Source organism: Marinifilum fragile JCM 15579 (genome assembly GCF_001310955.1).
GTDB classification, from domain to species: Bacteria; Bacteroidota; Bacteroidia; order Bacteroidales; family Marinifilaceae; genus Marinifilum; species Marinifilum fragile.
This window is the reverse complement of the sequence record NZ_BAZX01000005.1, coordinates 94685-112332: the sequence shown is the minus strand read 5'-3', so window position 1 is coordinate 112332 and position 17648 is coordinate 94685. Positions and strand designations below refer to the sequence as shown.

The following is a 17648-nucleotide window of genomic DNA, read 5'->3' as shown; positions in this document are numbered from 1 at the left end:
TGATGAATACTAAATTACCTGACAAATCAGGGAACAACGAACAACACGGAAATTTAAGAACGAATGAAGCTATCTGAGTTAACAGATAATCAAAAAGGAATAATTACCAAAGTATTAGGACATGGTGCATTTCGAAAAAGAATTACCGAAATGGGCTTTGTTAAGGGGAAAAAAGTTACTGTTATAAAAAATGCCCCCCTAAAAGATCCTGTAGAGTATGAAATTATGGGGTATGAAGTTTCTCTGCGCAGAAGCGAAGCTGCATTAATTGAAGTAATTACTCAAAAAGAAGCAAATCACATAAAAATATCCGATTTTGAAGGAACAATTAGTGATGAAATTCTAAAAACCTCAGCAAAAGAAAAAGGCAAAAAAATAAATGTAGCTTTAGTTGGAAACCCTAATGCTGGAAAAACAACATTATTCAACTTTGCTTCCGGATCCAAAGAACATGTAGGAAACTATAGTGGGGTTACCGTTGACTCAAAACAAGCTCAAGTAAAGCAAAATGGCTATCTATTTGATGTGACAGATTTACCTGGAACCTATTCTCTTACTGCATATACTCCGGAAGAATTATTCGTTAGAAAATACATCATGAATGAAAGTCCTGATGTTGTGATCAATGTTGTAGATGCTTCAAACCTGGAAAGAAACCTATATCTAACGACTCAACTTATCGACATGGACATTAAGGTAATATTGGCCTTAAACATGTATGATGAACTGGAAAAAAAAGGGGCTACTTTCAATTACAAGGAACTTTCAAAAATGTTAGGAATTCCTATTGTCCCAACTGTAAGTTCAAAAGGTAAAGGAGTAAAAGAATTATTCGACAAAGCGATTGAAGTATATGAAGACAGAGATCCAATTGTTCGACACATTCATATCAATTACGGTAAAATTGTAGAAAGTGCAATTTTAAAAATACAAACTGTAATCAAGAAAGATCGAAAGTTATCTTCCAGCATGTCGCCTAGATATCTTTCGATAAAACTTTTAGAAAATGATGAAAGTGCTCGTCATATTATTCATGAAAGTGATCTTCATTTTGAAATAAAAGCAGTAGCCAAAGAACAAATTGCAAAGATTGAAAAAGAATTTGGTGAGGTCTGTGAAACGGTTATAACAGATTCTAAATATGGCTTTATTGATGGAGCATTGAAAGAGACTTACAAGGAAAGTCCTATCAAGAGAAGAAGAAATACCACATTGATTGATACATTTATCACTCATAAGTTATTTGGATTTCCAATCTTCCTAGGCTTTATGTTTTTAACATTCTATGCTACTTTCAACTTAGGAGAATACCCTATGAGTTGGATAGAAATGGGTGTAGAAGGATTAAGTAACCTACTGGATAATTTAATGGCAGAAGGTCCATTAAAAGATCTACTAATTGATGGAATTATTGGGGGTGTCGGAGGAGTAATTGTTTTTCTTCCTAACATTCTTATCCTATTCTTTTTTATTTCATTTATGGAGGATACGGGTTACATGGCACGTGCTGCTTTCATCATGGATAAATTGATGCACAAAATAGGGCTGCATGGAAAATCATTCATTCCTTTGGTTATGGGATTTGGATGTAATGTACCTGCAATGATGGCTACCAGAACACTTGAAAATAGAAGTGACAGAATCCTCACAATGATGATTATTCCATTCATGTCATGTAGTGCTCGATTGCCAGTATACATTCTAATCATTGGTACTTTTTTCCCTGAAAACGCAAGTGTAATGCTTTTCGGTATTTACATGTTAGGAATTATACTAGCAGTTTTATTTGCCAAGATTTTTAAAGCCAGCTTCTTTAAATCAAAAGACGCACCATTTGTAATGGAATTACCACCCTATCGAATACCGACTCTAAAGGCAACTACTAGACACATGTGGAGCAAGGGAGTACAGTATTTAAAGAAAATGGGTGGTGTTATTCTTGTGGCCTCAATAATAATCTGGGCATTGGGATATTTCCCATTGGAAGTAGATTACTCCAAAGATTACAATAGCTTAATCGCACAAAATGAAGTCAATACTAAAGAAAAGCTGGAAAATGCAAATGAATCTGAGAAAGTTTTCATTCAAGAACAAAGCGATGTTAAAATAGCGAGTTTACGTAATGATATGCTTGAAGAAAAACAGGAAAATTCATACATAGGCAGAATCGGGCATTTTATAGCTCCTGCCATGCATCCTTTGGGTTTTGATTGGAAAATGTCGGTTAGTATCCTTACAGGTATTGCAGCAAAAGAAGTGGTTGTAAGTACAATGGGAGTTTTATACCAGGAAGGTGAAGATAGTGACGAATCAAGCGAGAGTTTAAGAAACAAGTTAAGAGAACAAGAATTTACAGGAGACTACCGAACTGGCGAAAAGGTTTTTAGTGCTTTAACTGCCCTATCATTTTTGATTTTTACCTTGATTTATTTTCCTTGTGTAGCTGTAGTCGCTGCATTAGTTAAAGAGGCAAATTGGAAATGGGCTGCATTTGTTGTATTTTATACAACCGGACTTGCCTGGTTAGTCTCATTTATAGTATACCAAGTCGGAAACTTAATAGTTTAAATCATGAGCATTCAACTCATACTAACATACCTGATTATCATTTATGCTGTTGGATATACATTCTACCAATTGGTTCAAATGATAAAAAAACAAAAAGAATCTGCTTGTGGTGGCGGGTGTAGTGGTTGTGATTTCAAAAATGAATTAAAAAATAAAGGAATTCATGCAATTTCAATTGACAAGAACAACAAGTTTACATATCTTAAAAACTAATAAAATTACACAAACCTATTAACAAGTAAATTAGGTGTGATTATTTAATCATAACAAAAACAAAAAAAGGGATACCAATTGTTATCCCTTTTCATTTATCTTGTAATTAAAGCTTAATTATGCTCCTAAAGTAGCAACCATTACAGCTTTAATAGTGTGAAGACGGTTTTCAGCTTCATCAAATACGATAGATGCTGGAGATTCGAATACTTCTTCAGTAACTTCGATTCCATCTAAACCAAACTTCTGGTAAACTTCTTCACCTACCTTAGTTTCTCTATTGTGGTAAGCAGGAAGACAGTGCATAAATTTACACTTTTCGTTGCCAGTCATAGCCATAGTCTCTTTGTTCACCTGGAAAGGCTTCAACAATTCGATTCTTTCTTTCCAAACCTCATCTGGCTCGCCCATTGATACCCAAACGTCAGTATAAAGGAAATCACAACCTTTAACACCTTCTTCTGTGTTAGCAGTAACAGTTACCTTAGCACCTGTTTCTTTAGCGATTTCAAGACATTGAGCCACCAATTCTTCCTCTGGTTGAAGATTCTTAGGACCAACGATTCTTACATCCATACCCATTTTAGCAGCACCTACCATTAATGAGTTAGCCATGTTGTTTCTTGCATCACCTAAGTAAGCAAAAGAAACTTGGTGTAATGGCTTATCACAGTGCTCCATCATAGTAAGGAAATCAGCCAAAATTTGAGTTGGGTGGAATTCATCAGTTAAACCATTCCAAACTGGTACTCCAGCGTGCTTAGCCAATTCCTCAACAACAGTCTGACCGAAACCACGGTACTCAATACCATCATACATACGACCTAGTACGCGTGCAGTATCAGCCATAGATTCCTTAACACCAATCTGAGATCCTGAAGGTCCCAAATAAGTTACGTGAGCTCCCTGATCGTAAGCAGCTGTTTCAAAAGCACAACGCGTACGAGTAGAAGACTTCTCGAAAATTAAAGCAATGTTCTTACCCTTTAGAGTTTGAACCTCGTTACCAGCATATTTAGCTCTTTTTAAATCTCTTGCAAGATCTAACATGTACTGAATTTCTTTTGGAGAAAAATCCAAAAGCTTCAAAAAACTTCTGTTTCTAAGATTGAAAGCCATTGTTATAATTTTAATAGGATAAACAAATATTTGTCAAAAATAGAGTCTTGTGCCAACATAACAAAACGAAGGCACAAGATTCTTATTTAATTTTAGTTCTCGTATTCCATAGTAATTTTACTACCATACTTTTTGTCCTCAAGCTTAGTAGCTTCGGTAATTACCGATTTCTTACCTCCGTTCTGAACAAACTCCAGGCAAGCTCTAATTTTTGGAGCCATACTACCTTCAGCAAACTGACCATCTTCCATCAATTCCATTGTATCCTTGTAGTCAAGGAATTCCAAAATTTCTTCGTTTGGCTGTTTAAAGTTCTTGTAAATATATGGAACATCAGTTAAGATGTAGAATTCATCAGCTTTGATTCTTGCACCAATTAATGCAGAAGCTAAATCTTTGTCGATAACACCTTCCACTGGGCAAATCTGACCATCAGCATCCTCATAAACCGGAACTCCACCGCCACCAACGGTAATCACGATATTTCCTTCGCGAGCTAACTTTGAAACGATTTCTTCGTTCATTACTCTCATTGGTCTTGGCGAAGGTACTACTCTTCTCCATCCACCATCAGCTTTTACCTCTTCTTTAAAAATCCATCCTTTATCAGCAGCCAATGCATCAGCTTCTTCTTTCGTATAGATCTTACCTACACGTTTTGTTGGATTCTCAAATGCTGGATCATCTTTATCCACAACAACCTGAGTAACCAAAGTAATAACATCTTTCTTGATGCCATGTTTCTTTAGAACATTTCTTAAGTTACGCTCGATCATGTAACCAATACCCCCTTGAGAATCGGCAACATCAATATCTAATGGCATTTGAGGAATATTATACAATTGCTCACCTGCATCATTTCTCATCAAAATATTTCCAACCTGTGGACCATTACCGTGAGCTAATACAATATCATATCCTTCTTTAATAAGGAAAATCAAATTTTCAAGAGTGTCTGTTGTATTTGCATTTTGCTCTTCAACAGTACCTTTCTGATTGCCTCGAAGCAACGCATTACCTCCTAAGGCTACAACTGCTAATTTATTCATTACTTTTCGCTTTATGTTTTTCTTGTTAGTTTTGCAAAACTAAAAAAATTAATTACAAAACAAGAAATTTTGCTTTTTTTTAAAAACTTTTTCAAACCCTGTTTTTCAACACATTACAGCGGAATGATTTTTACTGTTTAGTAGTTACACATGTAAAATAATGAAATTCAAAGCAAACTGAAAACTTGATATCACTCGTTTGCACAACCCGAATTAAAAAATGCAGTTATGTTTATATTATTAGATTTTACAAGCAAATCAATTTCAGTCCACATTTTAGCATAAATTAAAACCAAAAAATAAATTAATCGTAGAAACTTTAAATTCTTTAAGAAAGAAGATTAGTTTTATCGTTTATTTTAGGATGTTTTATACATTTAGGAAGTATTTCAAAACAACTTTACCGGACAATCTATACCAACTAACTCAAATTTTATGAGGCTACCCATTTTCCTTTTTTTATTTGCAATAATCTTAAGTTCTTGTAATAGTAAATCAGGAAATAAGACCAAAGCTGACGAAGGACTTATTATTTACGATGTTAGTTATTACGCTTCGGAGAAAGAAAATCCTATTGTAGCATTACTTCCAAATAAAGTAGAATTACGGTTTAAAAAAAATAACATCAGTTTAACTTCTGAAGGATATCTTGGTTTTTTTAGCACAAAGTTTATTTCAAATTTCGATTGTGATAAAAGCCATATTCTTCTTAAAGTCCTGAACAACAAGTTTAACTACGAATTTCCCAAAGAAGAAGTTGCTTTTATTTACAATCAACTACCTCCTAGCAGAATAAAACATTTGGATGAGATTAAGACAATAGCTGGATACAAATGTAAAGTTGCCGAACTTTTTTTCGAAGATGAAACAATAAATCCTATTAAAGTTGCGTATACAGAAGAAATTGGCCTTGAGAATCCGAACAGAAATACACCTTTAAATGAAATAGAAGGTGTTCTTATGGAGTTTGAAACTACAATGAATAAGATAAAAATGAAGTTTACTGCTCAAAGCGTAAGTTTAGAAAAAATAGCTTCAGAAGAATTTAATGTTCCTGCAGAATACGTTCTTTCAGACAAAGCAACTTTGAAAAAATATATTGTAGATTTCAACTAGTTAAAGATTTTATCCAAAAATTAATCTTTTGCACACAATTAAAACTGTGGATTTCCAAGCCATTTTTATTACTTTTACATAAATTTCGCAACAGCGTGACATCAGCAACACACTGAAAAATAAACGAATGGCTACAAAAAAGAAATCAAAACCTAAATCCCGAAGAAAGATATTCTCAAAACCCAAATTTTTAAGTGATGAAAGAACTCGTTTCATTTTGGGAGTTACTCTTTCACTTTTTACCATATATACAAGTCTGGCATTTGTATCCTTCTTTTTCACAGGAGGTGCAGATCAAAGTAAACTAGATATTAAATGGCTCGAATTAATTACGGATTCTGAAATAAGAGTAGAAAACTGGACGGGTAAAACTGGAGCATATCTCTCAAACTTATTCATCAACAAAGGGTTTGGAATTGCATCATTTTCCTTTCTATATGTAATGGTAGTTCTATCCCTACGTTCCTGGGGGCTAAAGATTCAGTCCATCAAGAAAAGTATTCTTTACACCCTACTTTTTAGCATTTGGTTTTCAATAGGAATGGCTTTTGTTTTTGTGGATTCCACAAGTGATTCGTTCCTGTTTCTTGGTGGCATTCATGGCTTTTTCATTAGTGAATGGCTGGTTTCCACTATAGGTAATGTTGGAACTTTATTCCTATTAATATTAAGTCTCCTTTGTCTATTAACATTCGGTTTTCAAAATACTGTAGGTTTCTTTAAAAGATTGGTTAAGAAGAAAGAAAAAACCTCAGAAACCATCACTGAAAATGAAGATTTAGAAGAAGAGATAGCTGACGAAATTAGAGAACAACCAGAAATCACTGAAGAAATAGAACTTGAGACTCCAAATTTCGAATCTGAAATTCTATTAACAGAAGAACCGGAAATACCTGTTGATGCTACCAAAGAAACTGCATTAAACGAAACTGAAAGTGAAGATGGTGTAGAGTTGAAAATAGAGACAGTAAGAGAACAGGAAGAAACAGTTCCTCTTAATCAAGAGCCTTTAGAAGATTTCGATCCAACCTTGGATTTATCCAGATATAGATTTCCAACTATCGATTTATTGGAAGATCACCAGATAAACAATTCGGTTGTTAGCAAAGAGGAATTAGAGAGCAATAAGAATAAGATTGTTGAAACGCTTCGTCATTACAAAATTGAAATTGTACAAATTAAAGCAACCATTGGACCTACGGTTACTCTTTACGAAATTGTTCCTGCACCTGGAGTTCGAATTTCTAAGATTAAAAATCTGGAAGATGACATTGCATTAAGTTTGTCAGCTCTCGGAATTCGTATCATTGCTCCTATTCCGGGAAAAGGTACAATTGGTATTGAGGTTCCTAATCGTACCCCTGAAATTGTTTCGATGAAGAACATCATTGCATCCAAGAAGTTTCAGGAATCAAAATTTGCTTTACCTGTTGCATTGGGTAGAACCATTTCCAATGAAACATACACCCTTGATCTAACCAAAATGCCTCACCTTTTGGTGGCAGGTGCTACTGGTCAAGGTAAGTCGGTTGGGTTGAATGCCATTATTACATCTCTTTTGTATAAGAAGCATCCATCACAACTAAAATTTGTTTTAATCGATCCTAAAAAGGTTGAATTAAGTATTTATTCAACCATAGAAAAGCACTTTTTAGCAAAACTTCCTGAAGAAGAAGAGCCAATCATTACAGATATCCATAAGGTAATTTCTACATTGAATTCCTTGTGTATCGAAATGGACTCTCGTTACGATTTGCTGAAAAAAGCGCATGCAAGAAATATCAAAGAATACAATGCCAAGTTTATAAAACGAAAATTAAATCCGGAGAATGGTCACAGGTACTTGCCATACATTGTGGTAATTATTGATGAGTTTGCTGATTTGATTATGACAGCCGGCAAGGAGGTTGAAGCTCCGATTGCCAGAATTGCCCAATTGGCTCGTGCAATTGGTATTCATATGATTATTGCAACACAAAGACCTTCTACAAATATCATTACGGGTGTGATTAAGGCAAACTTCCCTGCCAGAATTGCATTTAAAGTAGCCTCTATGATTGACTCCAGAACCATTCTGGACAGTCCTGGGGCCAACCAATTAATCGGGCGAGGTGATATGTTGGTATCAATCAGTAGCAGTTTGGTGCGTGTACAATGTGCCTTTGTTGACACCCCGGAAGTGGAAGCAATTACCGAATTTATTAATAATCAACAATCCTACTTCTGCCTTGATGCTGCCTGAATATGTTGGAGAATCATCGGAGAGTGGCGCTGGAGATATCGATCTTCAGAAACGCGACGCATTGTTCGAAGAAGCTGCTCGCTTGGTGGTGACTTCACAACAAGGGTCAACTTCGGGAATTCAACGCCGATTCTCTATTGGATACAACCGAGCCGGGAGAATTGTTGACCAATTGGAAGCTGCAGGAATTGTAGGGCCTTTTGAAGGAAGTAAAGCTCGTCAGGTGCTTATACAAGACGAATATTCATTGGAACAACTATTAAACAACATTGCAAATTAGGTCTGGCACAATAATTGAATATCTAATTGAATTAAATACAAATCAGGAAAAATGAACCGAACATGTAAATTGAGTGTTACATGTATCAATTAAAATAAAATTAAACACATGAAAAACTTTTTTTGTTTACTCTTACTTGGACTTATCAGCCTTAATGTATCAGCACAAGATGCCAAAGCAAAAGCTATTTTAGATAAAGTATCAGAGATCAATAAAGAATATAAAAGCCTAAAGGCTGAATTCACTTACTCAATGGATAATGATGAAGAGGATATCCACGAAGTATCTGACGGAAGTATTGTACTAAAAGAAAACAAGTATAAATTAAACTTAATGGGAACCGATATTTACTTTGATGGAAAAACACAATATACTCATATTATTGATGCAGAAGAGGTAAGTATTAAAGAGCCTGGTGTAGACGAAGATGAAGCATTAAATCCTGCTAAGATCTTTTCGATTTACGAAACTGGCTTTACTTATAAATATGTAAACGAAGTAACTGAAAATGGAAAAAAACTTCATGTTATAGATTTGTTTCCAACCGATAATGAACGTGGTTTCACTCACATTCGACTAAAAATCGATCAGGCTACAAACCAAATCAGTGCTCTTAAATCAGTTGGTAAAGATGGAAACGATGTAAGCATTATTCTTAAAAAGTTAACTCCTAATGTTACATTAACCGATAAGGATTTTGTATTCGATACTGCTGCAAATCCTGATGTAGAAGTAAATGATATGAGATAAGATTGTTTTAATCCATATTCCAATCCTCTGTTTTCACAGGGGATTTTTTATGCAAAAAAGGAATTGCAGAATTGCACACCATAAAATACTTCATTTTAAAAAGTCAACCGATTTCAAGAGGAAAAAGAATGAAATTTTGGTCCGAAGTAATTTTTCCTACTGCTAACACCCAACTTTTTGAAAAAAAATAGAATTGTGCACTACGAAAAAGCTTTTTTTGAAAAAGTTTGACCATTTGCAAGAAGAAATAGAATGAAATTTTGGCCCGAAGTGATTTTTCCTACTCCAAAACCCAACTTTTTGAAAAAAAAGTAGAATTGTGCACTACGAAAAGCATTTTTTTTGAAAAATTTGACCATTTACAAGAAGAGATAGAATGAATTTTTTGTCCCAAGTAATTTTTCCATCTTCCAAAGCAAACAAATTAAAAGAGAACGACCCTTTTTTCAGTAATCCCATGATTTCCTTCAATATATATGCAACATGAGCGTTTTATAAGATCAACACCATACGAAATAATGGTATTTTGTATATCTTCGATCAGATAAATATTCATACTTATGAAAAGATTTAAATTCTTTATAAGCCTATTAGCAATTGGCCTTCTATCATTCTCTAACACATATGCAAAGCAACTTTCCGAACAATCAGAAGTAAGTCTTCTAACCTGTTCGCCAGGTGATGAATTGTATTCTCATTTTGGTCACTCTGCATTGCGTTTTCACGATCCTTTAAACCAAATTGACCTTGTTTTTAATTATGGAACATTCAATTTTAACACCCCAAACTTTTACATGAAATTTGCCAGAGGCAAATTAATGTATCGTTTAGCATTTGCTCCTTACCGCGATTTTTTGCCTGAATACATGAGATCCGGACAAGGAGTTACTGAACAGAAATTGAATTTAGATCTCGAAACAAAAAGAAAACTATTTGCAGCGGTAATCGAAAATTACAAACCTGAAAATAGATATTATCATTACGATTTTCTCTTTGATAATTGTTCTACGCGAATACGAGATATCATAGAAGCCAATGTAGATGGTAAAATCATCTATAAAGAAAATAATGCTGAGCCTAAAAACTTCTGGAACTTATTGGATCATTTTATGGAACGAAGTCGATGGATTTACCTTGGTATCCATTTAATTCTAGGTTCACCATGTGATGTTGAAGCCACACCATACCAGTATATGTTTTTACCTGACAACATGATGTATGCTTTTGGCGATGCTACAGTATTGAATAACGGAGAAAGAGTCCCACTGGTTAGTAATACCACCGAAGTATTAAAACCAGCTTTGGATTACAAAATGACGGAATGGTACAAACGCCCAGGTTTTATATTCGGAATACTTTCACTAATCGTTTTATGGGTAAGCATTCGCACTTTAAAAAGCAAGCGCAATTATTTCATTATCGATCATGTTTTATTCGGAGCAACTGGTCTAGTTGGTTGGGTAATTATTTTCCTTTGGTTTTTTACCGATCATCAGGCAACCGGACCAAACTGGAACATTCTTTGGGCCTTACCATTTTATTTTCCTGTGGCAAACATCTTGCTGAGCATGAAAAATAAAGCATCATACTTTTTCTTCTTTGCGAGCTCGGTACTATTGCTAATTATTTTGGCCGCATGGTCTATCATTCAACAATCATTACCAAATGAGATTTTACCGATTGTGGCTTTATTATTCGTACGATCAATCTATATCGTTAAAAAATTAAAAATCAAGTTGATTTAATGGATACTCTAGAAATTAATCAAACAAAATTCACAAAGACATTCAGAATTGGCTCTTTCGATACTGATTTTAATGGAAGAGTAAAACTGACATCCATATGCAATTACCTGCAAGAAATTGCTGGCATGCATGCCGATGCTTTAAACTGGGGAATCGATAAATTAATGCAACAAGATTTATCGTGGGTGTTGACACGACTAAAAGTTAAAGTGATTGATTATCCAAAATGGACCGATGAAATAACTGTTGAAACCTGGCCTACAGGAATTGAAGGTTTGTTTGGGAACAGAGATTTTAGAATTCTCGATAGAGAAGGCAATGCTATTATCCTGGCAAGTTCATCATGGTTAATCATTAATATCAAGAATAAAAGACCAACTCGCCCCCACTCCATTATCGATGGTACCAAATATGAAAATGCTGAAAAGGTATTTGAAACTTCATTGCAAAAATTAAATACTAATGTCGATGAAAATCCAAACCTAACTATTGATGTGCATTTCAGTGATATTGACATTAACCAGCATGTTAATAATGTGAAATACATCAAATGGATTGTAGATTCTTGCCCGATTGAGAAATTAAGCTCTGGCTTGATTGACGAATTGGAAATTAATTTCCTGCACGAAGCCAAGTACAACGATCAATTAAGCATTCACAATAATTGCAGTAGTAATAACGACCGCGAATCTCACTTTGTGATTCGTAACAACAAAAGCAATGTAGAAAATTGCAGGTCTATTATTAAATGGAAATAATTTAAGAACAATATGCAACAATTTTTATCTGGATTCGAATCCGCTTTTTCATACCTAATCTCATTCTCTCTTTTTGATCATTTTTTAATTCTATTGCTTTTTGGCATCGTTTTTCAACTAAAAGATTGGAAAAATCTATTTTCACTTTTCCTTGCCCTTGGCATTGGATCTCTCGTGGGATTGCTATTAGCATGTTTTAAAATCACACATTTCTCCTATTCAACCATCAGGTTGGCAACAGCAATTTCATTATTAGTTGTCGGAGTTCATCATATGATTTCAAACAACTTATCGGCAAATGCCATTCGATACAATTTTTTCGCATTAATCGGATTGGTAGTTGGCACCAGCATTAGCTTACATTACCTGAAAGCATTTGGCAGCAACTTAAAATTCATTCACCTATCAGGATACAGTCTGGGAGTATTGGCTGCTTACTTAATAGTTATATTGGCAGGTTTGTTGATTTCTGCTTTAATCATTGCAGTATTTAAAACCGACAGAAAAAGTTTCAACCTTTCCATTTCGGGAATTGGCATTGGGATAGCTTGGTTCTGATATATTTGAGATACTAAGCCTCAATAATACAGGTTAAAAAAAATGCGAATCGAGATGATTCGCATTTTTTTTGCTTCAATATTATTTTGTTACACCTTATGTGTCAACTGATCTACTTTACTGATTTCCATAAATGAAACTCCTTTAGATGGACCAAAACTTCCACCGATGATTATCACCATATCATCTTCTGTAAAGTATTTCTTTTCCATTAAAGTATACATCGATTGCTTCACGTACTCATCTCTACTGGCCAATAATTTTCTATAGCCTGCTTCGACACCATACGAAAGAGCCAATTCGCGCATAACTCTTTTTGAATAACACAAAGCATAAACAGGAGAAGTTCCTCTGTAGGCTGATAAATAACGACCTGTTCTTCCTGTTAAGGTATCGGTAACAATTGCTTTTACAGGAAGCAATTGAGATGATTTTACTGCAGAACGAGCCAAAATTGCCGTTAATTCCTGGTTACTAGGAACAAAATTCTTTCTTGTATCAGGATATAATTCTTTCTCTACCTCAATCGCAACTTCTTTCATGGTACGAACCGACTCAACCGGGTAATCTCCATAAGCCGTTTCTCCACTTAGCATGATTGCATCCGTTCTGTTGTATATTGCATTCGCAATATCGCTAACTTCCGCACGTGTTGGTCTAGGATTTTTAATCATTGAATGAAGCATCTGTGTTGCAATAATCACAGGTTTTTTACGCTCCATACACTTTCTAATTATTTTTCTTTGAATTACAGGTAATTTTTGCGCTGGAATTTCAATTGCCAAATCACCTCTTGCAACCATCACTCCATATGCATGATCAAGAATTTCGTCAATATTATCAACACCTTCCTGATTTTCGATTTTTGCAATGATTTTTACTTTGGAATCATATTTATCCAGTATTTTTTGAATTTCCAGAACATCCTCTTTATTTCTAACAAATGAATGTGCTATAAAATCAATATCCTGTTCAATGGCAAAATCGATAAAAGTTCTGTCTTTTTTAGTAAGTGAAGGTAATTTAATAGAAACACCCGGTACGTTTACGCTCTTTCGATTTTTAATCGGGCCCTCATTTTTAGCTTCAACTACTAAGAAGTCATCGTGCTTCTCAACAACTAATAATTCCAGCTCTCCATCATCAATTAAGATCCTTTTACCAACTTCTACATCAATAACAAAATCTTCGTAGCTAACCAACAGACAGTCATCTACCTCTTCATCTTCTTTTTTTCCTTTAATTTTTATCCTATCACCACTTTTAAGGAATAAATCATCCTCAACATCTACCGTTCTGATCTCAGGACCTTTTGTATCCACAAGTAATGCGATCTTGTCTGAAACAGCTCTGACATTATCAATTACTTTTTGTGCATCGGCATGTGTTTGATGTGCTGTATTAAGCCTTACAACATTCATGCCCTCTTCAAAAAGTTGTGTAAGAAATTCTACATCGCACCTCTTGTCAGAAATCGTTGCAATAATTTTCGTATGCTTCTTCATAGAAAAACTCTTTCATTATTAGTTTTGGCAATACAAAGATAGTCAATAATACTACAAGCTTATAGGTACATATTTTATAGCATAAATTGCAAACGATGTAAAAAAAACTTTTGTCACAAAAAAAATAACTTTAGTCCAAACGGGATAAAAGAGCTTCTATCGCCAAACGATAAGAATCCAATCCAAACCCAGCAATTGTGCCAATACAATCCTTTCCAATCATGGTTTTACTTCGGAAGGGCTCTCGCTTATGCACATTAGATATATGCACCTCAATAACAGGCGTATTTACAGCTGCAATCGCATCTCCAAGCGCTACAGAAGTATGAGTATAAGCCCCGGCATTTAGAATAATACCATCATAATCGAAACCTATACGATGTATTTCATCAATCAATTCGCCCTCTATATTAGATTGATAATATTCAAGTTGAATTTTTCCGTAGATCTTCTTTAACTCCTCAAAATAAGTTTCAAACGAAACTTCTCCATATATAGATTTTTCGCGCACTCCAAGTAGATTTAGGTTAGGTCCATTTATTATCAAAAAATTCATCTTATCAAAAATTTTTAAGGTTAAACATAAATAGTATATGAAATTTTTGTCAGCTTACGTAATATTTTTTTAAATTGCACTCAGGAATTATCATAAACAATTCGTATATTTAAATGCTTGAGTAAAACTACAAATTATAAAGCAAATTATTTACAACTATAACTACATACTAAAAACTGGATAAAATGAAATGGACAACAACAATTGAAAATTTTAAGACCTACCTCACCTTAGAGAAGTCTCTCTCTAAGAACTCGGTAGACGCTTACATTAATGACATTACTAAATTAACTACTTTCTTTAGAGAAAAGAATATCGAGGTAACTCCTGAAGAAGTAGTACTTCAACATTTGAAGGATTTTGTAGCTTGGATTAACGATGCAGGTACTAGCCCTCGCACACAAGCACGTGTAATTTCTGGTATTAAAGCTTTCTTTAAGTATTTATTATTAGAAGAAATTATCGAAAAAAATCCAACTGCTTTATTAGAAGCTCCAAAAATTGGACGTAAACTTCCTGACACTTTAACTACAGACGAAATTGACGTTTTGGTAAAAGCTGTTGACATGAACAAGTCAGAAGGACAAAGAAACCGTGCAATTCTTGAAACTTTATATTCTTGTGGATTGAGAGTATCAGAATTAATCGACTTAAGAGTTTCTAACCTTCATTTCCGTATGGGATTTATTAAAATTCATGGAAAAGGAAACAAAGAACGTTTAATTCCAATTGGAAAGAAAGCTAAAAAAGAAATCAAATTGTATCTTAAAAACTATCGCGGTAAATTAAATATCGATAAGGATAGTGAAGATATCTTATTCTTGAACAGAAGAGGTCGTAAGTTATCACGTGTAATGATCTTTACCATTATTAAGAACTTATCTAAGAAAGTTGGTTTGAAGAAAAATGTTTCTCCTCACACTTTCCGTCACTCTTTTGCATCTCACCTTGTAGAAGGTGGTGCTGATTTGAGAGCCGTACAAGAAATGTTAGGTCACGAGTCAATTTTAACAACTGAAATTTACACACATTTGGATAGAGAATATTTGAAAGAAACAATCAAGAATTTCCATCCAAGATCTAAAGACTAATTAAATTTTCTTTCCATTTTTTAATGGAATCTGAAATAAATGTCATTTTTAATACCTCCAAGGCAGTTGCTTTGGAGGTTTTTTTATAACTTTTAGTAAGAAATCTTCCTGCTAGTCTATATCTCAGGCATCCGACACTCTTAATCATAATTTTAAATTATTTAGAATTAATGATTTTTACGCAAACGTTTGTAGCTCAAAGAAAAGATGAAATTATTTTAAACAAAAAAGAGGGGAAAACTGAAAAAAAGAAACGATTTTAACGTCCCTAGATCAATTTTCCCCATGGTAAAAGTAGTAAAACTTACTGAGAAATAATACATTAAAAATTACAAAAAAATATGTACATAGTAGGATTTATTCATATATAGTCATACTTTTGAAGCTCCAAACCAAATATTAAATGTCACATGAACGCTATTGAAGTTAATATGATTGCAGAATTACAAGAATCATTAAAAAAGCATTCCAACATTCAAGAGAATCTTTCAAGAGAATCTCTAATTACTCAAGCAGTAGAAAATAAAGAAGCAGTTTTAACAAAGAACGGCTCACTTGCAACTTGGACACCTCCTCATTCTACAGGTAGAAGTCCTAAGGATACTTATATCGTAAGAAATCCTGAAAGTGAATTAAATATAGACTGGTCATCAGCCAATAATATCGCTATGAATCCGCAAACGTTTTCGATGATTTTTGAGGACGCTTTAAAGATGATTGATGAAAAAGAAACAGTTTATATCACGGATAGAGTAATTGGTGCAGATTCAAAATATGCATTGCCAGTAAAAACCATTACTGATAAAAGTTTAAGTCAGGTTTTTATCGACAACATGTTTAGACCAGTACCTAATGACCTTGACAAATCGATTTTTGCAAATGATGAATTTCATTTGATTGCTTTACCAAACAACAAATTAAATAAAGATCGTTACAAAGGTCTGGTAAGAGAACTTCCCAATGGAGAAACATCTGACATTTGCGTAGTTGTTGATTTCGATCAGAAAATAGGGATCGTTATTGGTTCTTCTTACATGGGAGCAATGAAAAAATTGATGTTCACTGTAATGAATTACTATTTGCCATTTAAAGGTGTTCTTCCTTTGCACTGTTCAGCAAACGAAGGCAAAAATGGTGATTCTGCTTCTTCTAGGTCTTTCGGGAACTGGTAAAACCACTTTATCAGCTGATCCTAACAGAGCTCTTTTAGGAGATGATGAACATGGATGGAGTAACGATGGTATTTTCAATTTTGAAAATGGCTGTTATGCTAAAATGATTGATATCAAGCCTGAAAATGAGCCTGAAATTTATGACGCTGTTATGCACGAAGATGATTATACCAAACATGGTGCAATTATTGAAAATGCAATGATTTATCCAAACGGAGAGTTAGATTTCTTCGATGATCGATTTACTCCAAACTCAAGAGCAAGTTATCCTCTTCGTTTCTTAAAAAATATTAAGGAGAGTTCAACTTCGGGGAATCCAAATACAATTTTATTCCTTACAGCCGATGCATACGGTGTATTGCCTCCAATCTCAAAACTGACTAAAGAGCAAGCTATGCTTTGGTTCCTTATGGGATATACCTCGAAATTAGCTGGAACTGAAACCGGAGTAACAGAGCCACAGGCAACTTTCTCACGTTTTTTTGGACAACCATTTATGCCTTGTAATCCAAATATCTACGCTGAGATGCTTGGTGAGAAAATGGAAAAACACAATACCAATGTTTTCTTAATTAACACTGGCTGGAGTGGTGGTTCATACGGAACAGGTTCTCGTATCAAGTTAAAATATACAAGAGCAATGGTTGATGCAGCTTTAAGTGGAAAATTAAATGATGTAGAATATACTGAAGACCAATTGTTCCATGTAAATATTCCTACTTCTTGTGAAAATGTTCCAACTGAAATCTTAAATCCAATTAATACTTGGGAAAACAAGGAAGATTACAAAAAAACAGCTGAAAAGTTAGCTGAGAAATTCTCTTGTGAATTTGATAAATCATATGGAAAACAAGATATTTCACAGGATATCATTTCTCAATGTCCTGGAAAATAATTACTCTACTTGTTATTTTATTTCTAATAAA

General features: G+C 34.2%; 14 protein-coding genes and 1 pseudogene. 11 read left to right on the top strand and 4 right to left on the bottom strand.

Going from position 1 to position 17648, the window contains the following annotated elements:
- Nucleotides 1-63: 63 nt before the first annotated feature.
- Together feoB and JCM15579_RS06335 are read left to right on the top strand one after the other, a co-directional pair.
- Nucleotides 64-2568 (top strand): ferrous iron transport protein B, encoded by a 2505-nt coding sequence (gene feoB, locus JCM15579_RS06340; RefSeq protein WP_054717384.1) that lies wholly within the window; start codon nt 64-66, stop codon nt 2566-2568.
- Between the two features lie 3 nt (nt 2569-2571).
- Nucleotides 2572-2781: a FeoB-associated Cys-rich membrane protein gene (locus JCM15579_RS06335; RefSeq protein WP_054717381.1), complete on the top strand. Its 210-nt coding sequence runs from the start codon at nt 2572-2574 to the stop codon at nt 2779-2781.
- A 117-nt stretch (nt 2782-2898) separates the two neighbouring features.
- Here the strand turns inward: JCM15579_RS06335 and JCM15579_RS06330 are convergent, their stop codons facing one another.
- Together JCM15579_RS06330 and arcC are read right to left on the bottom strand one after the other, a co-directional pair.
- On the bottom strand, nt 2899-3900 hold the full coding sequence (locus tag JCM15579_RS06330) for an ornithine carbamoyltransferase (protein WP_054717378.1): 1002 nt from the start codon (nt 3898-3900) through the stop codon (nt 2899-2901).
- A gap of 92 nt (nt 3901-3992) precedes the next feature.
- Nucleotides 3993-4949 (bottom strand): carbamate kinase, encoded by a 957-nt coding sequence (gene arcC, locus JCM15579_RS06325; RefSeq protein ID WP_054717376.1) that lies wholly within the window; start codon nt 4947-4949, stop codon nt 3993-3995.
- A 435-nt stretch (nt 4950-5384) separates the two neighbouring features.
- Between arcC and JCM15579_RS06320 the strand changes: the two genes are divergently transcribed.
- From JCM15579_RS06320 to JCM15579_RS20010, 7 genes are all read left to right on the top strand, one after another.
- On the top strand, nt 5385-6065 hold the full coding sequence (locus tag JCM15579_RS06320; protein WP_054717373.1) for a hypothetical protein: 681 nt from the start codon (nt 5385-5387) through the stop codon (nt 6063-6065).
- 127 nt (nt 6066-6192) lie between these two features.
- The gene (locus JCM15579_RS06315) at nt 6193-8307 is read left to right on the top strand and encodes an FtsK/SpoIIIE family DNA translocase (protein ID WP_245625848.1); all 2115 of its coding nucleotides are present in this window, start codon (nt 6193-6195) and stop codon (nt 8305-8307) included.
- Nucleotides 8297-8587, top strand: a complete 291-nt coding sequence (locus JCM15579_RS21380) for a DNA translocase FtsK (RefSeq protein ID WP_245625847.1) — start codon at nt 8297-8299, stop codon at nt 8585-8587. The genes JCM15579_RS06315 and JCM15579_RS21380 overlap by 11 nt, the downstream gene beginning before the upstream one ends.
- A 108-nt stretch (nt 8588-8695) precedes the next feature.
- Nucleotides 8696-9337, top strand: coding sequence for an outer membrane lipoprotein periplasmic chaperone LolA1 (lolA1, locus tag JCM15579_RS06310; protein WP_054717370.1), 642 nt, complete (start codon nt 8696-8698; stop codon nt 9335-9337).
- A 560-nt stretch (nt 9338-9897) separates the two neighbouring features.
- A complete protein-coding gene (locus JCM15579_RS06305; protein ID WP_054717367.1) occupies nt 9898-11082 on the top strand; it encodes an Lnb N-terminal periplasmic domain-containing protein in 1185 nt (394 codons plus the stop codon).
- Complete coding sequence (locus JCM15579_RS06300) at nt 11082-11840, top strand: acyl-[acyl-carrier-protein] thioesterase (RefSeq protein WP_054717363.1); 759 nt, start codon at nt 11082-11084, stop codon at nt 11838-11840. The genes JCM15579_RS06305 and JCM15579_RS06300 overlap by 1 nt, the downstream gene beginning before the upstream one ends.
- A gap of 12 nt (nt 11841-11852) precedes the next feature.
- Complete coding sequence (locus JCM15579_RS20010; RefSeq protein ID WP_083464564.1) at nt 11853-12398, top strand: HupE/UreJ family protein; 546 nt, start codon at nt 11853-11855, stop codon at nt 12396-12398.
- 89 nt (nt 12399-12487) lie between these two features.
- Here the strand turns inward: JCM15579_RS20010 and pyk are convergent, their stop codons facing one another.
- Both pyk and aroQ read right to left on the bottom strand, forming a co-directional pair.
- Entirely contained in the window at nt 12488-13903 is a 1416-nt protein-coding gene (gene pyk / locus JCM15579_RS06285) for a pyruvate kinase (RefSeq protein ID WP_054717352.1), read from the bottom strand.
- 130 nt (nt 13904-14033) lie between these two features.
- Nucleotides 14034-14459: a type II 3-dehydroquinate dehydratase gene (aroQ, locus tag JCM15579_RS06280; protein WP_054717349.1), complete on the bottom strand. Its 426-nt coding sequence runs from the start codon at nt 14457-14459 to the stop codon at nt 14034-14036.
- Nucleotides 14460-14644: 185 nt separating this feature from the next.
- Here aroQ and xerD point away from each other — a divergent pair, with 185 nt between their 5' ends.
- Both xerD and JCM15579_RS22245 read left to right on the top strand, forming a co-directional pair.
- Nucleotides 14645-15550, top strand: coding sequence for a site-specific tyrosine recombinase XerD (xerD, locus tag JCM15579_RS06275; protein ID WP_054717346.1), 906 nt, complete (start codon nt 14645-14647; stop codon nt 15548-15550).
- Between the two features lie 410 nt (nt 15551-15960).
- Nucleotides 15961-17617: pseudogene (locus JCM15579_RS22245) on the top strand (phosphoenolpyruvate carboxykinase (ATP)).
- Nucleotides 17618-17648: the final 31 nt, after the last annotated feature.